Source organism: Flavobacterium sp. FlaQc-48 (assembly GCF_044007335.1).
In the GTDB taxonomy this organism is placed as follows: Bacteria; Bacteroidota; Bacteroidia; order Flavobacteriales; family Flavobacteriaceae; genus Flavobacterium.
Genome location: NZ_JBIPCR010000002.1, coordinates 17339 through 36404 on the forward strand (window position 1 = coordinate 17339; position 19066 = coordinate 36404).

At 35.4% G+C, this 19066-nt stretch carries 11 protein-coding genes, 1 pseudogene and 1 CRISPR repeat array (1 of these 13 only partly in view); of the genes and pseudogenes, 8 read left to right on the top strand and 4 right to left on the bottom strand.

Translation table 11 applies throughout. From position 1 onward, the window contains the following. Nucleotides 1-152 precede the first annotated feature (152 nt). The 6 genes from ACHRWY_RS03445 to ACHRWY_RS03470 all read left to right on the top strand — a co-directional run bounded on the left by ACHRWY_RS03445 (nt 153) and on the right by ACHRWY_RS03470 (nt 9340). Nucleotides 153-1004 carry a FecR family protein gene (locus tag ACHRWY_RS03445; protein WP_395352538.1) on the top strand — a complete coding sequence of 284 codons (852 nt, stop codon included), beginning with the start codon at nt 153-155 and terminating at the stop codon, nt 1002-1004. Between the two features lie 147 nt (nt 1005-1151). After that, a complete protein-coding gene (locus ACHRWY_RS03450; protein ID WP_395352540.1) occupies nt 1152-4379 on the top strand; it encodes a TonB-dependent receptor domain-containing protein in 3228 nt (1075 codons plus the stop codon). Nucleotides 4380-4848: 469 nt separating this feature from the next. Next, entirely contained in the window at nt 4849-6150 is a 1302-nt protein-coding gene (locus tag ACHRWY_RS03455; RefSeq protein ID WP_395352542.1) for a hypothetical protein, read from the top strand. Nucleotides 6151-6216: 66 nt separating this feature from the next. Beyond that, a complete protein-coding gene (locus ACHRWY_RS03460; RefSeq protein WP_395352543.1) occupies nt 6217-7068 on the top strand; it encodes a T9SS type A sorting domain-containing protein in 852 nt (283 codons plus the stop codon). A 59-nt stretch (nt 7069-7127) separates the two neighbouring features. Further along, entirely contained in the window at nt 7128-7913 is a 786-nt protein-coding gene (locus ACHRWY_RS03465; RefSeq protein WP_395352545.1) for a hypothetical protein, read from the top strand. 68 nt (nt 7914-7981) lie between these two features. Then, nucleotides 7982-9340 (top strand): S41 family peptidase, encoded by a 1359-nt coding sequence (locus ACHRWY_RS03470; RefSeq protein ID WP_395352547.1) that lies wholly within the window; start codon nt 7982-7984, stop codon nt 9338-9340. 344 nt (nt 9341-9684) lie between these two features. Here the strand turns inward: ACHRWY_RS03470 and ACHRWY_RS03475 are convergent, their stop codons facing one another. Next, nucleotides 9685-11091 carry an MFS transporter gene (locus ACHRWY_RS03475; RefSeq protein ID WP_395352549.1) on the bottom strand — a complete coding sequence of 469 codons (1407 nt, stop codon included), beginning with the start codon at nt 11089-11091 and terminating at the stop codon, nt 9685-9687. Between the two features lie 298 nt (nt 11092-11389). Here ACHRWY_RS03475 and ACHRWY_RS03480 point away from each other — a divergent pair. After that, nucleotides 11390-12579, top strand: a pseudogene (locus ACHRWY_RS03480) (MFS transporter). A 145-nt stretch (nt 12580-12724) separates the two neighbouring features. On the opposite strand, the gene ACHRWY_RS03485 reads toward ACHRWY_RS03480, so the two are convergent. The 3 genes from ACHRWY_RS03485 to ACHRWY_RS03495 all read right to left on the bottom strand — a co-directional run bounded on the left by ACHRWY_RS03485 (nt 12725) and on the right by ACHRWY_RS03495 (nt 15778). Next, nucleotides 12725-13084, bottom strand: coding sequence for a hypothetical protein (locus tag ACHRWY_RS03485; protein WP_395352551.1), 360 nt, complete (start codon nt 13082-13084; stop codon nt 12725-12727). 705 nt (nt 13085-13789) lie between these two features. Continuing rightward, nucleotides 13790-14791, bottom strand: coding sequence for an aldo/keto reductase (locus ACHRWY_RS03490; protein WP_395352552.1), 1002 nt, complete (start codon nt 14789-14791; stop codon nt 13790-13792). Between the two features lie 81 nt (nt 14792-14872). Then, nucleotides 14873-15778 carry a helix-turn-helix domain-containing protein gene (locus tag ACHRWY_RS03495; protein ID WP_395352553.1) on the bottom strand — a complete coding sequence of 302 codons (906 nt, stop codon included), beginning with the start codon at nt 15776-15778 and terminating at the stop codon, nt 14873-14875. A gap of 782 nt (nt 15779-16560) precedes the next feature. On the opposite strand from ACHRWY_RS03495, the gene ACHRWY_RS03500 reads away from it, so the two are divergent. Further along, entirely contained in the window at nt 16561-18414 is a 1854-nt protein-coding gene (locus ACHRWY_RS03500) for an RICIN domain-containing protein (protein WP_395352554.1), read from the top strand. A gap of 550 nt (nt 18415-18964) precedes the next feature. After that, nucleotides 18965-19066: direct repeats of the CRISPR family, unit length 36 nt (it continues 229 nt past the right edge of the window).

Consider the following 19066-nt stretch of genomic DNA (forward strand, 5'->3'; position numbering starts at 1 on the left):
TAGTCCAAAATCAGAAAAAGCATAATCTTCTCCTGGATTAAGAAAACGTTAATAAAGATATTGCCCCATGATATTTAATAGATTGAAAATCTAATGTAGTTGAATCGATAAAATTCAGGTATAAGTTTTTTAAATATTAAATGTTAATTGTAATGAAATCCAAAAAATTAAGAGAAGAATGGAACGCAATACCTAACAGAGGCATTCTTCCAGATGAAACAAAGTCCCGTATGTGGAATAATATACGGAATGTTACAATTGATAAATACAAAGCTTTTTATAACTGGACAGCGGTAGCTTGTATAATTTTTATTTTTTCTGTTACAGGTTACCAGGTTTTCGTTCAGGTAAATAAAACCAATGTTGAAATTACTTCTGCAAAAACATTTGATAAAGATATCCGACTTTTATGTTTATCAGACGGAACACGAGTGTGGTTAAATCAAAATTCGGAAATTGAATATCCGGTCAGATTTTTAAAAAAGGAGAGGATAGTAAAGCTAAAAGGAGAAGCCTTTTTTGAAGTAAAACGCGATCCGGCACGACCTTTTATTATTCATTCCGGAGCGATAAAAACAATTGTTCTGGGAACTTCATTTAATATAAAGGCTTATGACAACCATAAAGCAGAGGTAAATGTGAGAACAGGTAAAGTGCGGGTTGAAAGTTTACAAAATGAAGTCTTGCTCGTGAGAGGTTATAAAGCGGTTTACAGAGCAGAAACTCCTTCTTTACTCCAAAAACAAAAAACAACTGTATTAGAACCAGAGTGGAAAAAGGTTTTAATATATGTTGATGGACTAACCTTAAAGGAAGTTTTAAGTAAACTAAAATCAGATAATCAATTTGAAGTCAATTATCTGGATGAAGATTTGAAGAATCTGACCATACAGGGAACTCTTGACACAAGACAAGGGTTGTACGAGATGCTTCAAACTATTGCCTTTGCTTTAGAAATTAAAATCAGGCCCACTGGCAATAATACTTATTTAATAAGTAGATAAAACGAAATAAAATTTTAAAATTTTTATTGTGGCTTAATCAGGTATAAAAAACCTGCTTTTAAGCTACAGGTAAATTGTTGCCTATACGCAACGGTAGTAACCTTTAATCGTATTAACAAATTTAAATAAAACTAACAATCATCAATTATGAACAATGACTTTTCCAGGCAATTTGCCTTTTGGATTTTATTTTTTGGACTTTTTATTGGAGTAGATACTCTTTATTCACAAACCGGAACAGTATCGGTTGATTTTAAAAATTCGTCACCTCAAAAAATTATTGATAACCTGAAATCGCGTACGCCTTATCAGTTCATTTATCAGAAAGATTTAAATTTAAGTGAACCACTTATTACGCTAAAAAAAGAGAACGTTTCAATAGATGAAATTTTAAGTGACCTGCAAAGTCTCTCAAACTTAAATTTTAGAAGAAATGAGAATAATATAGCCGTAAATAGTAAGGATAGCGGCAAAAAAAAAAAGAAAGGAAAAATAACGGGTAAAGTGGTGGACACTAACGGACTTTCATTACCCGGTGCCAATATAAAAGTTGCACAACTGGCTTTGGGTACACAATCAGATATCGATGGTAATTATGTTTTAGAATTGGATCCCGGAGAATATACCATTGAGATAAGTGTTATTTCCTTTCAGTCGCAAAAAATTACCGGAGTTAAAGTAATTGAAGCGACTGATACCCCTTTGGTTGTAGCCTTAAAAGAAGACGCACAGTCTTTGAATGAGGTTGTGATTATTCAAAATTATAAACAAGCGACAGCATCGGTTCAGGGAATGCTATTACAACAAAAAAAGGCAGCACAATTCTCTGATGGTATTTCTGCTGAGCAAATTGCAAGAACACCGGACAAAGATGTTGGAAGTTCACTTAAGCGTATTACAGGTGTAACAACAATTGATAATAAGTATGTTGTCGTTCGTTCTATGGGAGAGCGATGGAACCAGGCAGTAATGGACGGAATTACGTTACCCAGTACAGATGCTTACCAGCAAAATTTTTCTTTTGATATTATTCCTACGGCTATGGTCGAAAGTATTGTAGTTAGTAAATCTGCAACACCAGATATGTATGCCAATTTTGCAGGAGGGTACGTAGAAATTAAAACAAAAGATATCCCTAAAGAAAATTTTACCAGCTTTTCTATCAGTTCCTCTTATAATAGCCGTAGTGTTTTCAAGGAAAGACTCACAAAAGCGGAAGGGGCCTATGATTATTTAGGTTTTGATGACGGAAGACGTGATTATCCCAATATGCTGCCTTTGGAGGTACCTGTCAGTGAAGCATCATCGGGCCCGTTTATAGAACAGTCTAAAAAATTTACTGAGGATAATTTTTCAACTTATAAAACGTATGCTGCACCGGGAACCACTTTGCAATTTGCGATAGGACGTTCTTATAATTTAAAAGATAATAATAAATGGGGATTTGTAGGTTCTTTACTTTTCAAAAATACACAGGAAACGCTTGAGATAGAACATACCGAAAGAGGCAGGTTTTTAACCAATACACGATTTTCGCAGGAAGGAACAGGAGGAAAGCAATATTCAGTTTTTGAAAAATTTGGTTTTAGAAATTCAGGAGCGAATTACAATTATAATTCAACTTTAGGAGGAATGTTTAATGCTGCTATTCAATTAGGGAACCATAAAATTACTACCCGGAATACAGCTATGCATATTTACAACAATCAGCTAAATCAAATTACCGGCTGGGACAAAGGTACCGGTGTTCCGGAAATTTTAGATGGTTCGGGGCTTCCTACCACCACAGAAAGTAATTATCCTGTTTATCAGACTTTTATTCAGAATAAAATAGAAGGAAACCATCGTTTTGAAAAACTCGAAATTAACTGGTACGGTAGTTACGGCAGTATAACAAAAGACACTAAAGATGCTACTTTTTTAGAAACTTTTAGAGAAAAAGCGGGAGATGACGAACTGATTTTACACAAAGTATATAATAGCGGAGGAAGATTTCCATTTAGCAGAGATAATTATACGAATGATGAATCTGATTACAATTGGGCTATTAATTTTGATTATTCTTTTGATCTTGGCGAGGTATCCAAAAATGATATAAAAGCAGGTTATTTTGGAACCTACAAAAAAGCAACCAATCAGCAAAGATCGGCTAAATTAGTAACTGTTGGGCAAGGCACTGACAGGGCCAATATATATGATCCTCTTTCAGAGTTTCTGGATGGTTCTGAATATTATTATGGTGGTTTTGGCTGGCAGGATTATGGTAAGTACGGAGATAAATACGAAGGAGATGTAAAAGTTCATTCACCTTATTTAATGCTGGATCATAAAATAGGCCGCCTGGTAAGATTGGTTTGGGGTGCCAGAGCAGAAAGTTATATTTATAATGAAATATCAAATCAGTTTGAGGCTCCGGGGGTTTTTCCATTAAAAAAGGAAGATAAGAAATGGCAATTTTTACCATCGGCCAGTTTAACAATTAGTCCAACCAATAAAACGAATCTTAGACTGGGATATAACAGATCTGTTTTAAGGCCTCAATTTGCAGAACGCGTTGGAACTCCATATTATGACCCTATTCGTTCGGCCAAAATACTAAACTGGTCAGCAGGTATGATTTCAAGTGTATCTGATAATTATGATTTAAAGTTAGAATGGTTTCCTTCAGGAGGCGAAATTCTGTCTTTTGGAGTCTATCATAAAAATATAGGCGATCCTATAGAATCTATAGGCACTGTAAATGGAAATTCAGGCATCATTTATAATCTTAATTCTTATAATGCTAAGCTTTGGGGAATAGAGATGGAATTTTACAAAAATCTTTCTTTTCTGGGAGACGGACCCATTCTTGAAAAATTATTCATCTCAGGAAATGCTTCTTTAAACAATACAAAAGTAACATCGTATGTCAATGTAGACGGAACAGGAGGACTGTATGAAGCCAACAGACCGCTTTACGGACAATCACCTTATACCTATAATTTAGGATTAGATTATGTAGGAGAGCGCATGGGTTTTAGCATCAGGCACAATGCGATTGGAGACCAATATATTTTAGTAGGATTTGATTATTCAAAAGAAGAAATACGTATGCCTTACGCCGTAACGGATGCCCAGGTTAGCTATAAATTCTTTAAAGAAAAAAACCTGGAATTAAAATGCAGTATGAAAAATATGTTTGATGCCGGAATTCAAACCTATAACAATGCTAATAGCTATTCGCACATTCAGGAAGTTCCCTATGGTTCGAATCCGAGAGATCAATTTAGTCTGGGAGCAAACGCTACTAAAAAATATGATCCCGATATTGATCAGGTTGTATTTAAAGCCTGGAGCGGACGAACGATAAGTATCTCCCTTAATTATTCATTTTAAATAACCAACAGGCTGTCTATAATTCTTACATATTAAGAAACTGTTAACAATAAAAAGAGATGTGATTTTTTAGTTTTTCAAAAGCTAATGTATGAAGTAGAAGGTACCGGATTTCTTTTTTGATTGAATGCATGAACCAAAAAAAAAGTAAAAGTACTTTGAACGTCTTTTAAAATTTAAACAGCAATTATAAAAGCTCACCCGGCAATAAGTCAAAAAAAGATGGAATTGTTTAAGCCCTTTTTTATTGTTTGAAAAATTTTAAAAGAATGGAAAGAAAACCTTTCACTGCGTTAAAAAATCCTAAGAGTGAAAGAAGCAGGGATAGGTATAAACCCCGATGGTAAAGCGGAAAAGTTTATCAAAAAGATCTTTACCAAAAAGAGAAAGACCTAAGGAAAGATATTTTGCTGCTCTCTCCAAAGGCCTAGTTTGTAATAGCGGCAAATATAGCAATAATTAAATTATTATGAAAAAATTTTTTCTATTCGCAATGATAGCTCTTCTTGTGAGCTCTTGCCAAAATGATGAGTCTTCTGCAGATTCTTCTTTTTCAATGAAAGCTTCTGGTGCTGATTACACAGGATATCCTGCAACAGTTCAAACGGTAAGCGGTGCTATAACAACCAACACTACCTGGACAAACGACAGAGTATGGGAAATCGATGGTGTAATTACTGTAAAAAATGGTGCTAAACTTACTATTCAGGCAGGGACTTATATTAAAGCAAAACCTTTAGCAGATGGTATCGCTACAGGAGTACTTGTTATCACTAAAACAGGTCAGATTGATGCGCAGGGAACTGCAGCTGCACCAATTGTTTTTACAAGTTATAAATTATTAGATGGTAACGCAAACACAGCAGCAGCTCCTGGAGATTTTGGAGGTGTAGTGCTTTTGGGAGATGCCGAGGTAAACACTGGTTCAGTTACAAATATTGTAGAAGGACTGGATGATCAGCCTAATTTTACCGAATTCTATTATGGAGGTTCAAATAATGCACATAACGCAGGTGCCTTGCATTATGTACGTATCGAATTTGCCGGACGTATCTTAGATACTGATGTTGAGATCAACGGGTTAACATTAGCAGGAGTAGGTAATGGAACAACAATCGATCATATTCAGGTATCTTATGGTAAAGATGATTCTTTTGAATTCTTTGGAGGTAAAGTAAATGCAAGCTACTTAGTTTCTTTTGCGCCGGATGATGACAATTTCGATTTCGATTTTGGTTATACAGGAACTATTACAAAAGCAATTGCTATTGCAGATAGTAATTCTACCCACAGTTTAAGTGGTGGAAGCCCTGATTCTAATGGTATAGAATTAGACAACAACGCGACAGGAACTGCTACAACTTTGATTACGCGCCCGGTTATTTCTCAATTATCAATCATTGGAGTTAGTTCTTCTACTGTAGCTGCTTTATATGAAAATGCTATTCATGTTCGCAGAGCAGGTAACATTAGCCTTACTGATGCTACTGTAACAGGATACAAAACAGGGATTAGATGGGATTCGCCTTCTTTACCTGGTGGTTCTGCCTGGACAAGAGTATCAATCCACGGATTTGATAACCCACTTTTACCTGCAGGAACTCTTTTAGGAGGTATTGGTAATGCTACTTCAACAGTAAATCCGGCAACTAGCTGGTCATTAAGCCAGCCATTCTTTAACAATGGCGCATTAAACTTTACAGGTGCTACCGGTGCTTTTAGAACAGAAGCTAACTGGACTAACAGTTGGACTAAGTTTACAAATTTTTAATTAGGTCAATTATTAAAATTAGACATGGGCAGAATGTTCCTGCCCATGTTTTTAAAAATATAAAAAATGAAAAAAAATCTACTTTTAGTATTATTTATTATGGTTTCAGGTATTTCATCTGCTCAATTTACAGTTTGGGAAGATGATTTTGATGATGCTGATGTTTCAGACTGGATATTGTTAGATAGAGACGGAAACGGAAGTAACTGGATTTCCAGAAAAAATATCAAACTGGGGCAAAACGGAATCGAAGGCGGTACTCTTGATATTTTAGGTACTTATAATATCGATCTTTCAGGAGGAGGATCACCGCTTGAAACATTAGAAGATAATCTTGCGATATCACCGGTTATCGATTTGTCATTTTATTCGGGTAAAGTTTCCTTAATTCTAAATGCGCAACCTAGTATTTATGACAGCAATGAAGATTTATACATATACGGATCGACATCACCGGATCCCGCATCGTTTACACTTATCAGTAAAGTTACTTTAGAAAGAACAACATTAGATGATCCGGAATTTAAGGATTATACGGTGGATATTTCGCAATTTTCAGGCAAAACGGCCGTATATATAGCATTGGGAAATAATCTTTCCAGTGGTTTTATTGGTTATGAAATAGATAAAATTACTGTAAACGCACAAGCATTATTAGGACTCCATGATATCGAATTAGAATCAAAAGTTTGTAAAATAAATCAAAATCCGGTTGCAGAATATTTGCAAGTAGAATTGGGAGAACAATTTCAGACTGAAGAAACATCATTAAAAATTTATAATAGCAATGGTGTACTGGTTAAAGAAACACCTTATATCAGGGAAAATTTAGCAGTTAATGAGCTGGCACAAGGGGTTTATTTTCTGGTGATATCAGACCATAATATTTCAGGGAAATTAAAATTTATTAAAAAATAAGAATAGTGCCAATGTCCAATTTTTGGATAAACTATAGTGACTCAATACCAAAAATGAATATGAAGAATATATTGACAAGAGTATTAATTTTTACAATTATAACAACTCTTACATCATGTGCCAATGATGAGCTAACACCATTATATGGAACTGAAAAAAATCAACCCGGTAAAGTAGTTATTACGGGATATAGTGCTTTAAGTGATTCGATACAAATAACGGTCAATGGTAAACTAGTTGAAATAGGAAAAGAGAAACGTACTGCTTTTGTAAAAAAAATCGAAAAGGAATATGATTTTGTATATCATGGAAACGAGGAGAAAGTTTTTGAATTTACTAATAAAGTAACAAAAGAGTTATTACGAACCTATCATTTTAGTGCAGACAAGCCTCAAGATACACTTTCGTTTTATGCCAAAGAAAATGTCTGGCTAGATAAAGTTTTGTTATTAAAACCTGGTGTATTAAGTGCACCGGCTAATTGCGGTTTTAAATTTATTTTCCCTACAATGAATTTATATACTAAAACTGCGTACACTGGAAAACTGGACGGAATTATCCGAAAAATTAACGGTCAGGTGCTTGGCGTGGCAGAAAATATAAACAAAGAACAATACAGCTCATTTATTCAATTTCCGTTTAGTTCGCCACCCACTATTATAATGGAATTGGTAAAACACGGAACAACCGAATCTTATGTTCCCGGCAAGAAAATAACGATCAATATGACAATGTCCGTTAATAAATCTAAATTAATAATACTGGAAGAAAAGCGAGATGCTAACGGTGCTTTTTCTGCAGTAGAAGGGACTTTGAATTTAATGGATTATTTTGTTTTTAAATAATTAGAAACGTTTGCCTTGCTTTAAACATCAAATTAAAACCTCATACAGATAAATTTCAAAAGTGTAAAATGAAGAAATTCCTGCCCGTTTTGTTTTTGCTACTATTCTTTTTAATAACGATTGTTTCTTCGTGTACGCCGGATGATCCTTTAGCTCCTGTTTATAAAGAAGACACGAATGAGTATGTGAATGACTGGATATATCAGCAAATGAAAAAATATTATCGATGGAATGCTTCAATGCCTGATCCGGGGAATTTATCGGTTGAGCCAAAATATTATTTTGCAGGATTATTACAAAAAAACGACATTTATTCGTATGCGATGCACCCTGCATTACCCGAAACGGCACCACAAAGTCTCAGACGAAGATTTGGATTTGATATGTCTTTTTTAGAATTTCAGGGAAAATATTACGGGGTAATTTTGTACACGTTGACCGATTCACCGGCCAAAAACAGCGGCTTACAAAGAGGCCAGCTCATTACAGAGATTGATGGAGTAAAATTAAATAAGGAAAATTATAACCAATTGTATCAAAAGATCGTTGCTTCAGATCATGTACAATTGCAAATTACTTCTTATTCCTCAAAATCAGGTTTTTCCGTTTCAAAAGAAATTTCATTATTACAGGGATTAAGTTTTTCACAACCTGTTTTGTATACCATAATTGAAGATAAAAAAACTAAAATAGGATACGTAGAAATTCCCCATTTTGATGTTGGACAGGCACAATTGTATTTGCAAATTTTTCAGGAGCTAAAAAGTAAATACGTTACCGAAATAGTTTTGGACTTAAGATATAATGGAGGAGGGGATATCTCATCAGCAACTGCTTTAAGTATTATTTTGGCTCCAAATATCCGATCCGGCGACCTTTTTATAAAATTTGAAGGAAATGCTAATGGTGGTACGATTAATCAGTCGTTTTTGCAGGCATTACAAAGCAATGAATCTAAAATAAGTTTTGAGGCCCTGCAAAATGTTCATCCCTCAATCAACAAGGTTTATATATTGTGTGGCAATCGTACAGCATCTGCTTCAGAACTTATTATTAATAATCTCAAACCCTATATGAATGTTATCACCATTGGGGAGAAAACATTTGGTAAAGATGTAGCGGGTTTTCCAATAGAAGATGACCGAATTCCGGGAAAGAAAGGCTGGATATTGTATCCTGCTATTTATAAATTATTTAATTCAAAACAGGAAGGAGAATATTCTAAAGGCATAAATCCTGTTAAGCAAGTTGATGAACTTCAGGATCCTGAAGTTTTTGCTCTTGGTAATCGTACCGAAGTTTTACTAAATAATGCGATTAATGCTATAACTGGAAATACGAATAAAATGAAAACGGCCCAATCACAATCACTGCCGCTTTCTGTTATTAATCTGGATACAGATCCTTTGCTACGTATGATCCCATAGGTTGAGATTTAATTTTAATATGATATTGAGTATTATAATATGCAGGGAATTGATAATAGAGAACATCGGAATTTACTCGATGCATTTCATAAATATGAGCAAATGTCGATCATGGCTAAAGATACTATCGGAGCAGAAGAAGATTCCAATATTCAGAAGAACATGGAAGAACTTGCTGTATTATACTGTAAATTTAAGTTATTAATGGCAGAATTAGAGAAGTGTACCAGAGACTATGAACTCAAAAAAAAGTCGACTAGAAGTATTCTTCATAAGAAAATAAGGATGTTAGCTACAAAATTACAGAAGAATAACGTCTTGTTTTTTTAATGAAAGGGCGTCCATCATGCTGATTTCAAATTTTCACCATCTTTGAAATGAAGCCTTCTGAAAACCAGACCGGATAAAATAGTCAGAAAACCTACAACCAAAAAGGTATACCGAAAAGCATTGTGAATTTCATTGTGAATAAGTTTTACATCGCCCTGAAAGATTTTAAGTACCAAAAGACCAAAGGCAATACCAAATCCAATAGCCAATTGCTGATTTACAGAAACTAATGAATTACCACTACTGGTATGGTAGTTTCTTAAATCGGCAATAGAAATAGAATTCATAGAGGTAAACTGAATTGAATTAAAGAAGCCTAATACCGCTATAATAGGAATATACCAAAAGATTGAAGTATGAATTGAAGGAATGGCTAAAGCGCAAATCAAGGCTCCAATGATAAAGGTATTCACCATTAATGTTTTTCGGTATCCGTAAGTATTTAAAATTTTAATTACTGCAGATTTTCCAAACATTGCCGTGACTGCCATTGGAGCAACAATCCATCCGGAAGTAACTGCAGACTGGCCATAAGCGATCTGGATCATCATGGGCAATAAAAGCGGGATAGAACTAAAACCCAAACGGGTAGCTAGGTTTCCAACGATACCTACCCGAAAAGTTCTTACCTGAAACAGATTTAAAGGAAAAATAGGATTGTTGTCTTTTGTAGCATGACGATAGTACCAATAGAGCATTAAAAAACCGGACATCAGTATCAGTAACACAGGAGACACACGAACAGTATTGCCAAATAATTCTAAAGAGATTGACAATAATAATGAAGCTGCTGCAAAGATGAGAAAACCTTTTAAATCAAAATCGATAATTGGAGACTTATAATCCGGCATGTATTTTACACTCAAAATAATACCGATGATACCAAAAGGAATGTTGATCAGGAAAATCCAGTGCCAGGATAAATAATCTACCATATAGCCACCAATTAAAGGTCCTAGTACAGGGCCAATTAAAGCCGGAATAATCGCAAAATTCATGGCTTTTAGCAATTCCTTTTTGGGAAATGTTTTAATTAAGGCAAGTTTACCCACCGGAGTCATTAAACTTCCGCCAACTCCCTGGACAACACGCGCGAAAACCAAATGCGTTAAATTTTGGGAAAGCGAACAAAATAAAGAACCAATACTAAAGAGTAATAAAGCAAAAATAAAAACTTTTCTGGTCCCAAATTTATCCGATAAAAAACCACTTACAGGCATAAAAAGTGCCAGTGTCAAAACATAGCTGATAATGGCATTTTGCATTTCCAGTGGAGACTCGTTTAAATCTTTGGCAATAGAGGTTACAGATGTATTAAGGATCGTAGAATCCAGCATTTGCATAAAAATCGAAGTCGCCAAAATAATGGGCAATATTTTTTTTGTTGCTTGTTTTTCTTTTTCTGTAATGTCTGCATTCATATTTTTCCTGGCTGTAAAGATTTTTTCTAATGTTTGCCCCTCTGTTTGCGTTCCTGAATTATCGCTTTTATCAAAATTACATAAAAGGGCTTAATTTTCCGTTATAAGATGTAATTGAAAAATTTCGTAATAGCACGGTTCATGACCACTTTGGTTTTTAAATTAGTTTTTCAATACCTTATGCTCTTTCATAAAATATGTATCTTATAATTTTGGTTAAAAAAAGAATGGGTATTTTAAGTTCGTTTCTAGTTTAAGGAGTGGGTTTTCATTATTTTTGCACTTTTAAAAATCGCTCATGAATCCCTCTGTAAAAGCCATTCACCCAATTTATAATCTCCAGTTTGGATTAGTCTGTTTAAGTTCATTACTCTTTTCTGCGAGCTTTAATATGCTGATTCCTGAGCTTCCGGAATATCTAAGTAATATGGGCGGAGCAGAATATAAGGATTAATTATAGCGCTTTTTACCTTAACAGCCGGAATTTCCAGACCATTTAGCGGCAGGCTTACAGATACTTTAGGAAGAGTACCGGTCATGGCAGTAGGATCTGTTGTTTGCTTTGTTTGTGGTATTTTATATCCGGTTTTAGGAACAGTTTCCGGTTTTTTATTCCTTAGGCTAATTCATGGGTTTTCTACCGGATTCAAGCCTACAGCGACGGCAGCTTATGTTGCTGATATTGTTCCCAGAGAACGTTGGGGGGAAGCTCTGGGCCTGCACGGGCTTTGCTTTTCTATCGGAATGGCTCTTGGTCCCGCTATTGGGAGTTCTATTAAATTGTATTTTTCTATGAATATGCTTTTTTATGCCTCTTCTGTTTTTGCTCTTTTGTCCATTGTTATTTTAATGAATATGAAGGAAACTTTAAAACATAAGCAACGTTTTAGCCTGCGTATCCTGAAGATCTCCAGAAAAGATATTATTGCCGTCGAAGTATTACCGGCAGCGATAGTGACTTTTCTTTCTTATATGGCTTATGGTGTTATTTTAACGTTGATTCCTGACTGGAGTCAGCATTTAGGAATTACCAATAAAGGTTTATTTTTTATGGTTTTTACGGTTACTTCAGTAATGCTTCGTTTTGGTGCCGGAAAAGCGTCTGACAAATATGGCCGCCTTCATTTGATAGGAATCGGACTCTTCTTTTTAATTATATCACTTGTTATTGTCGGATTTTCTACGTCGATTACCGGACTTTTGATTGGGGCTGCGGTTTATGGAGTTTCTACCGGAATTGTTTCACCGGCTTTAAATGCCTGGACAGTCGATATGAGTTTTCCTGAACATCGCGGTAAAGCCATGGCAACCATGTACATTGCCCTGGAAGCAGGAATAGGCCTGGGTGCCCTTTTCGCCGGATGGGTTTACCAGGATGTGATTGCGAAAATTCCAATGCTAATGTATGCCAGTGCACTAATGGTCTTTTTGGCTTTGGGGTATGTCTGGATTCAGTTTCGAAAGAATAAAAAAGTGGTTATTGACTAAAGAAAAGAAGTAAAAGATTGCTATTTAAATCAGGTATTGAATCAATATCAAAGATTAGATAAGTTTTTACATTGCGGATTATTTTGTCAGTAGGTATATATTACAACAATATTAAATCTTTCAATAGAATAGTAGATATAATAATTTAGTTTAATAGTTCAGTGCTTTCTATTCTTAAGCAATATTCAGTACCTAAAAACAGGGGATTTCCGTGTTTTTCTGACCAAAAACCGTCAAGTACATCTTTAGTTATACATCTGTAAATAGCGACTCCTTTGTAGGTTTTGTTGTGATCTCCCTGATAACTAAAATTAATTACCAGAATATTGTCTTTAAAGAAACCGTAACCTTTTTGTTCTTGTGAGTTATTAATAAGCCATCGGGCATTAATTCGGTTGTTTTTGTCTAATGACAAACTCAAAATACCTGTGTAGGTTATATCATTACTTTCATCCTGATTACTTCCTGAAATGGAATAATCACCAATTAAATCTTGTACAGTCATTTATTTTCCAATGCAGAAATTAACAGTTCTATTTACAGCGCTTTCAGGTTTAGAGGTACAAATAAGATACTAATCTGAGCAAAATAAAAACAAACTAAAAGCAAGCAAACTTTTTCCTATTATTCCAAATCAATGAAAGCTATTTGATAATTTGTATTAATATCTTTTTTAAGAACATACTAATCCAGTGGTTAAGACAAATCTATAAAATATATTTGAAAGAAAAAGGTTCTTTGATTTAATATAATCGGGCCTAAATCCGTTAACCCTTGATTTAGCTGGATTCTTAATTGTTAAAAATAGCTTGTGGCAAGATTCTGCCACAAAACTTAAACAGATGAAATATCTTTAAAAACCAGCTTAACTTTTGTGATAAAAAGGTATCTGCTCCAAAAGATTCTCAAACTATTTTTGGATCCATTAGAAATTAAATCTTGGGTTCTGTCGCATCTGTCAGAATCAAATATAAGAATTGGAGTAATTTAAAAAGGTAAAACTAAGCTTTAGATGCTACGGAACCCAAGATTATAAATTAGGAAAATGAAAAGAGCCGGGTAATGTAACCGGCTCTTTTTGGTCATGTAAATTCAGTTATTAATAAAAAAAATCCTGAAACTTTTCGAATTACCGGATAGTATCATTAGAGCGTTTTCGGATTTAACCCTAAGATTTCAAAAGTTTTGTTTTTTTTATGCGAAATCAGATTTAATGATTGACCATTTTCATAGCCTCTTCACTATATCGTTCTCCTATAACTGGATACTGAACGATCAGTTGCTCAATCTCCATGAGCTCTGCAGCTGTCAGGTTAAGATTGACTGCTTCTGCATTCTCTTCTAAGTATATTCTTTTCTTTGTACCGGGTATGGGAATAATATCATTGCCCTGAGCCAATACCCATGCAAGGGCAAGCTGAGCCGGCGTGCACTCTTTATTCAGTGCTATTTTTGAGAATTCTTTTATGAGCCTGTTGTTGTTGTCGATGTTCTGCTGCTGGTAACGCGGCAGGGTTCTCCTGAAATCATCATCGGCAAAGGTTTCAATATTCAGGGTATTGGTCACTAAACCACGGGCTAAGGGAGAATAAGGCACCAGTGAGATTCTAAGTTCACGGGTGGTTGTGAGTATATTGCTTTCCACATCCCTGCTTAGCAGGGAGTATTCGCTCTGCACCGCCGCAATTGGATGTACGGCATGTGCCTTTCGTATCGAAGCAGCTGAAGCTTCACTCAGCCCAAGATAACGCACTTTTCCTTCTTTAACCAGATCTGCCATAGCACCAACAGTTTCTTCTATGGGTACATTGGGATCCACCCTGTGGGCATAGTAAAGGTCGATAGTGTCAATTTTAAGGCGTTTAAGGCTTTGCTCCACGGCTACCTTAATCCAGGCGGGAGAACCGTCAAAATAAGTTCCGGCAGCACTGCTAGGTCCGGCAATCCCGTCCTTAAAACGGAATCCGAATTTGGTGGCAATAAAGACCTTATCACGATTAGGCACCAGTACCTTGGAGAGGAGTTCTTCATTTATGCCGTTTCCATACATATCGGCCGTGTCCCAAAAATTGATGCCAAGATCAAGGGCTTTTTCAAGAGTCGCCACGCTTTCTTTATCATCTGTGGGACCGTAAGCAAAGCTCATGCCCATGCAGCCAAGGCCAAGTGCTGAGAGCTGCTCGCCTGTTGTTCCAAGTTTTCTGTATTTCATGTTATAAGATTTTGTTCCCTGCAAATTTAGGCAGGAAAGTAAAGTGGCGGCTTATAACCATCAAACGGATTGTTATACTATTCAAACAACACCTCGCAACTGGGTGGGGGATATACCGCTGTGTTTTTTAAAGAAAAGGGTAAAATAGGATGCGTACTCAAAACCAAGGCTGTAGGCGATATCAGAGATGTTCCAGTCTGTATGCTGTAAGAGCGCCTTTGCCTCACTGACAATGCGCGCCGCGATATGCGCAGAGGTGGTCTTGCCGGTTATTTCCTTAACCGATCGGTTAAGGTGGTTGACATGAACAGATAGTGCCCCGGCATAATCCGTCGGGGTTTTTAACTTAAGATTTACCTGAGGAGAATCAATAGGAAACTGTCTTTCCAGGAGTTCCAGAAATAAGGCAGAAACTCTTGAAGATGCATTAGAGTAGGCTGCGAAATGTTCGGCGGGATTACTTCTCATGGCCTCATGGATGATCAGGTGCAGATAGCTTCGAAGTACATCATATTTATGCGGATAGGATGAGGCCATCTCTGCCTGCATTTTTTGGAATATAGCCGAAAGCTCGCCTAACTGGACCTGGTCAGGGAAGAATATCGGATTAGACCCGATCCGGAACAGGGGGGAATCCCGCAGGTTATGCATGCGCTCGCTGTGCTGGACAAACTCTTCGGTAAAAAGACAGTACCAGCCCGACTGCTCTGCGGACTCTGCTTCCCAGGAATAGGGCACAAAAGGGTTGGAAAAGAGCAGTGCCGGTCGGTCGATCTCTATCCACTTATCGGCATAGTAGATCCTGCCCGTGCCGATGATCAGGGAAACTTTATAAAAATCGCGTCGGCTGTAAGGGCTGACCACGGAGCAGGTTTCTCTGCTAAATACATTAATATGGCCAATACCGGCATTGTCCAGTGGGACAGCTGTGGGAGCATGGCTGGGCAGTCTCTTATAAAAATCGCTTACGCTCTCTGCTTGTTTCATTTTGTAAATTTATAAAAATCAAACAATTTTACAGGGGATAAACTTGACGTTTTCTGTGATAATTAAAAATTCTAGGGAGAAACTGCCGATTTTAAGCTGAAAATTGGCAGTTTTTTTATGGCATCCTCCCTTAGCAAAGCAGGGGCTGATGCCATTGTAAAGCCAATAGAAGGATTTACTGCTCTGAATAGAGAACCTGCAAATCCCCAAGTATTTTGGCTATATCAAGCCCAGAGATATCTATGTTTAAATCATTCTGTAAATTGGCGGGTTAACTTTTAAATTACATAAATTCTTATATTTCATTCTGACAGATGTAACAGAACCGTTTAAGTACATCGTTAAGCAACCAGTTGTTTTTTTTGTATCTGTTTTTTTTGCCTTTATTGCAGATGATCGAAAGTAAATAATACTCATTATTTGTGATAATTGTAAAACTAATTCTATGTTTTTTTTGATTCTTCTGTAAAATTTTCAATTAGCTTTTTTGGAAATTCTAAACTTTAGTTTAAAAATGAGACCATTAGTGATTTAATTATTTTTTAGCCAAAAATATATGTACAATCTATTTTATTGTGATTATATTTTATAATTAATAAAATAAATAACACAATCGGTTGTTTTTTAATTATTTTTATTGTTAAATTAGCAGTAAAAAACCTACTCAAAGGTAAGGTAGGATAATTATTAATTAAACCATTTAAGTTATGAAAAGAGTTCAAAAATTATTTTTTCTATTTTTAGTATTTATTCCCTTAGTGCAATTATTTGCATGGCCAGGAATGCCACTGCCTCCTCTGCATATTGAAGGCAAAAATTTAAAGGATCCTTGCGGAAAAAACATTTTACTGCATGGTGTTGCCATTACTCCTAGTCCTTGGTTTAATGGTTGCTCCTATAATCAATGTCGTTGGGATAACTATAATGTTCAAGGTTGTCTAGATTATAATAATGCCGTTATGGATGCGCTCACGGATACAAATAACGGATGGAAATTAAATTATATAAGGCTTCATATTGACCCTTATTGGACCAATACACCTGGTTGCTCAGCAGGAGAAAATGATATCTCATGCTTTGATTACAATAGACTAGTAACTTACGTAAATCAAGTTATCATCCCTTTAATTAATCATGCCAGAAGCAGAGGACTTTATGTTGTCCTTCGTCCTCCTGGCGTATGTCCTAATCGAATTGCTTATGGGGACAGTTACCATAATTATTTAAGAACGGTATGGCAATATCTGTCGAACCATCCAAATTTAAAGAATATAGACAATGTTATGTTTGAAATAGCCAATGAACCTGTAGAAATACTTGGAACAAATGGAAATTGGGGGGCAACGGGCGATGAGCATTTTGCCGCTTTACATAATTACTTTCAGGATTTAGTAAATATAATTAAGGGTAATGGCGCAAATAATGTTTGCTGGATACCAGGAACGGGATATCAATCTCATTACCAGGGATATCCAAACCATTTGATAACAGGAGGCAATATAGGTTATGCTGTTCATGTTTATCCGGGATATTGGGGAGCTAATGCAGAAAACACCACTAGTTTTAACAATGCCTGGAACGCTAACGTGCAACCAATTGCTAACGTAGCACCTATTATGATAACAGAAACAGATTGGTCTCCTACTGGTGCCGAAACATGGGGTACTGGTACAACAAGCGGTTTTGGTCTTAATCTGAAAGGCAGAATTGATGCTGCCGGAAATTGTAGTTGGAATTTACTTGCACCGGAAGGGTTGATAACTAAAGCAGATCCATATAATGTTACAACTGCTTTCAATAACGATTGGGAGTCTTGTGGCGCACCAGCTAAGCAGTGGTTCTCTGTATATGCAAATAATAATATACCATCACAAATCTGTAGTAGTGCTTCACTAATAAACAATGGTGTTTATGAAATTGAATTTAAAACAAATTCAAATAAAGTAATAGATCTTAAATATGGGACTAATGCAAATGGCGCTGTAATTCATCCTTGGGATAGATTAGGTGGAACAGCACAACAATGGATTGCCATTGATGCCGGAAATGGCTATTGGCGTTTTAAATCGAATGCAAGTTCTACAGGACGTGTAATAGATCTTGATAGTGCAGATCCAACAAATGGAAAATCGATAAGACTTTGGGATAATTATAGTAATGATGCTCAAAAATGGTTAGTAACCGATGTGGGTAATGGTTATTATAGTATAAAATCAGCCATAAATACATCAAAAGGCTGGGACATTTCTAATTGTAATATGGATGGCACAGCAAATCTTCAACTTTGGGAATATTACGGGACTTCATGTCAATTATTTAAGTTCAATAAAATTGGAAATACTTCAAAAAGTGCAGATGAGAAAAATATTTTAATAAATAATATTGAAATAAATACTGATGTCCAAGTATATCCTAATCCATCAAAGGGTGGGGAGTTTAATATTTACTTCGCTTCACAATCAGACGAAAATTATTCTCTAACTATATATTCAATAGGCGGGGAGCCATTATACGAAACAAAAAATCTAAAATCGAATACTAATCAAGTTATTAGAACTAAACTTGCCAGAGGTTTATATTTGGCGATGATTTTTCAAAATTCAACTAAAATAACCAAAAAGATAGCAATTGAATAGCCTATTTTAAAATAATACATATAGATTTTGAGATTAACTTTATAATTTTATTCCTTGCAAAACCACTATTTTAAATTAAGATTAAAGTAGTGGTTTTATTTTTTACTCCAAACTTAACGACCATCCTGTAATCTTTGCGGTCAAACAAGTTAAGATACACCCAGCCTTTCTTCGTGCAAATCATTAATTAATTCAGGTTGCTAGTTTATCAGGCATTATTTTTTAGACCAAATACTAAAATTGTGTACTTAAATAATTTTTATTGAATTACTGTTTTACTGAATTATTTATCTGAGAATTTGAATTAATTGATAAGTGTAGTCATTAGGATAATGTCCTTAAGTTAAGCTTTAAACATAATTCTTTTATTATTTAAAAGCAAAGCGCAATTCGCAAAACTTTGAGAACTTTGCGTAATCCTTTGCTTTCGATAGCTATCGGGATTCAAATCAGGTCGTGAATTCTTTGCGCAGAAAGTAGTCATGAACAAATAGAACTGCTTGAACTGCATAAAGAACCTAAAAAGACAATTATATATTAATAATTCCATAATGTTCATTTTTTTTCAAATTGTATTTTTGCTTATAATTTTCAGCGAGATTCAAGGAGATGAAAAATCATGAACAAGTTGTGAATTGCTTTCAAAATTGTA

Bases quoted from the DNA above. Each gene is read 5' to 3' on its own strand.
- ACHRWY_RS03445 (WP_395352538.1), top strand. From the start codon at position 153: ATGAAATCCAAAAAATTAAGAGAAGAATGGAACGCAATACCTAACAGA.
- ACHRWY_RS03450 (WP_395352540.1), top strand. From the start codon at position 1,152: ATGAACAATGACTTTTCCAGGCAATTTGCCTTTTGGATTTTATTTTTT.
- ACHRWY_RS03455 (WP_395352542.1), top strand. From the start codon at position 4,849: ATGAAAAAATTTTTTCTATTCGCAATGATAGCTCTTCTTGTGAGCTCT.
- ACHRWY_RS03460 (WP_395352543.1), top strand. From the start codon at position 6,217: ATGAAAAAAAATCTACTTTTAGTATTATTTATTATGGTTTCAGGTATT.
- ACHRWY_RS03465 (WP_395352545.1), top strand. From the start codon at position 7,128: ATGAAGAATATATTGACAAGAGTATTAATTTTTACAATTATAACAACT.
- ACHRWY_RS03470 (WP_395352547.1), top strand. From the start codon at position 7,982: ATGAAGAAATTCCTGCCCGTTTTGTTTTTGCTACTATTCTTTTTAATA.
- ACHRWY_RS03475 (WP_395352549.1), bottom strand. From the start codon at position 11,091: ATGAATGCAGACATTACAGAAAAAGAAAAACAAGCAACAAAAAAAATA.
- ACHRWY_RS03485 (WP_395352551.1), bottom strand. From the start codon at position 13,084: ATGACTGTACAAGATTTAATTGGTGATTATTCCATTTCAGGAAGTAAT.
- ACHRWY_RS03490 (WP_395352552.1), bottom strand. From the start codon at position 14,791: ATGAAATACAGAAAACTTGGAACAACAGGCGAGCAGCTCTCAGCACTT.
- ACHRWY_RS03495 (WP_395352553.1), bottom strand. From the start codon at position 15,778: ATGAAACAAGCAGAGAGCGTAAGCGATTTTTATAAGAGACTGCCCAGC.
- ACHRWY_RS03500 (WP_395352554.1), top strand. From the start codon at position 16,561: ATGCCACTGCCTCCTCTGCATATTGAAGGCAAAAATTTAAAGGATCCT.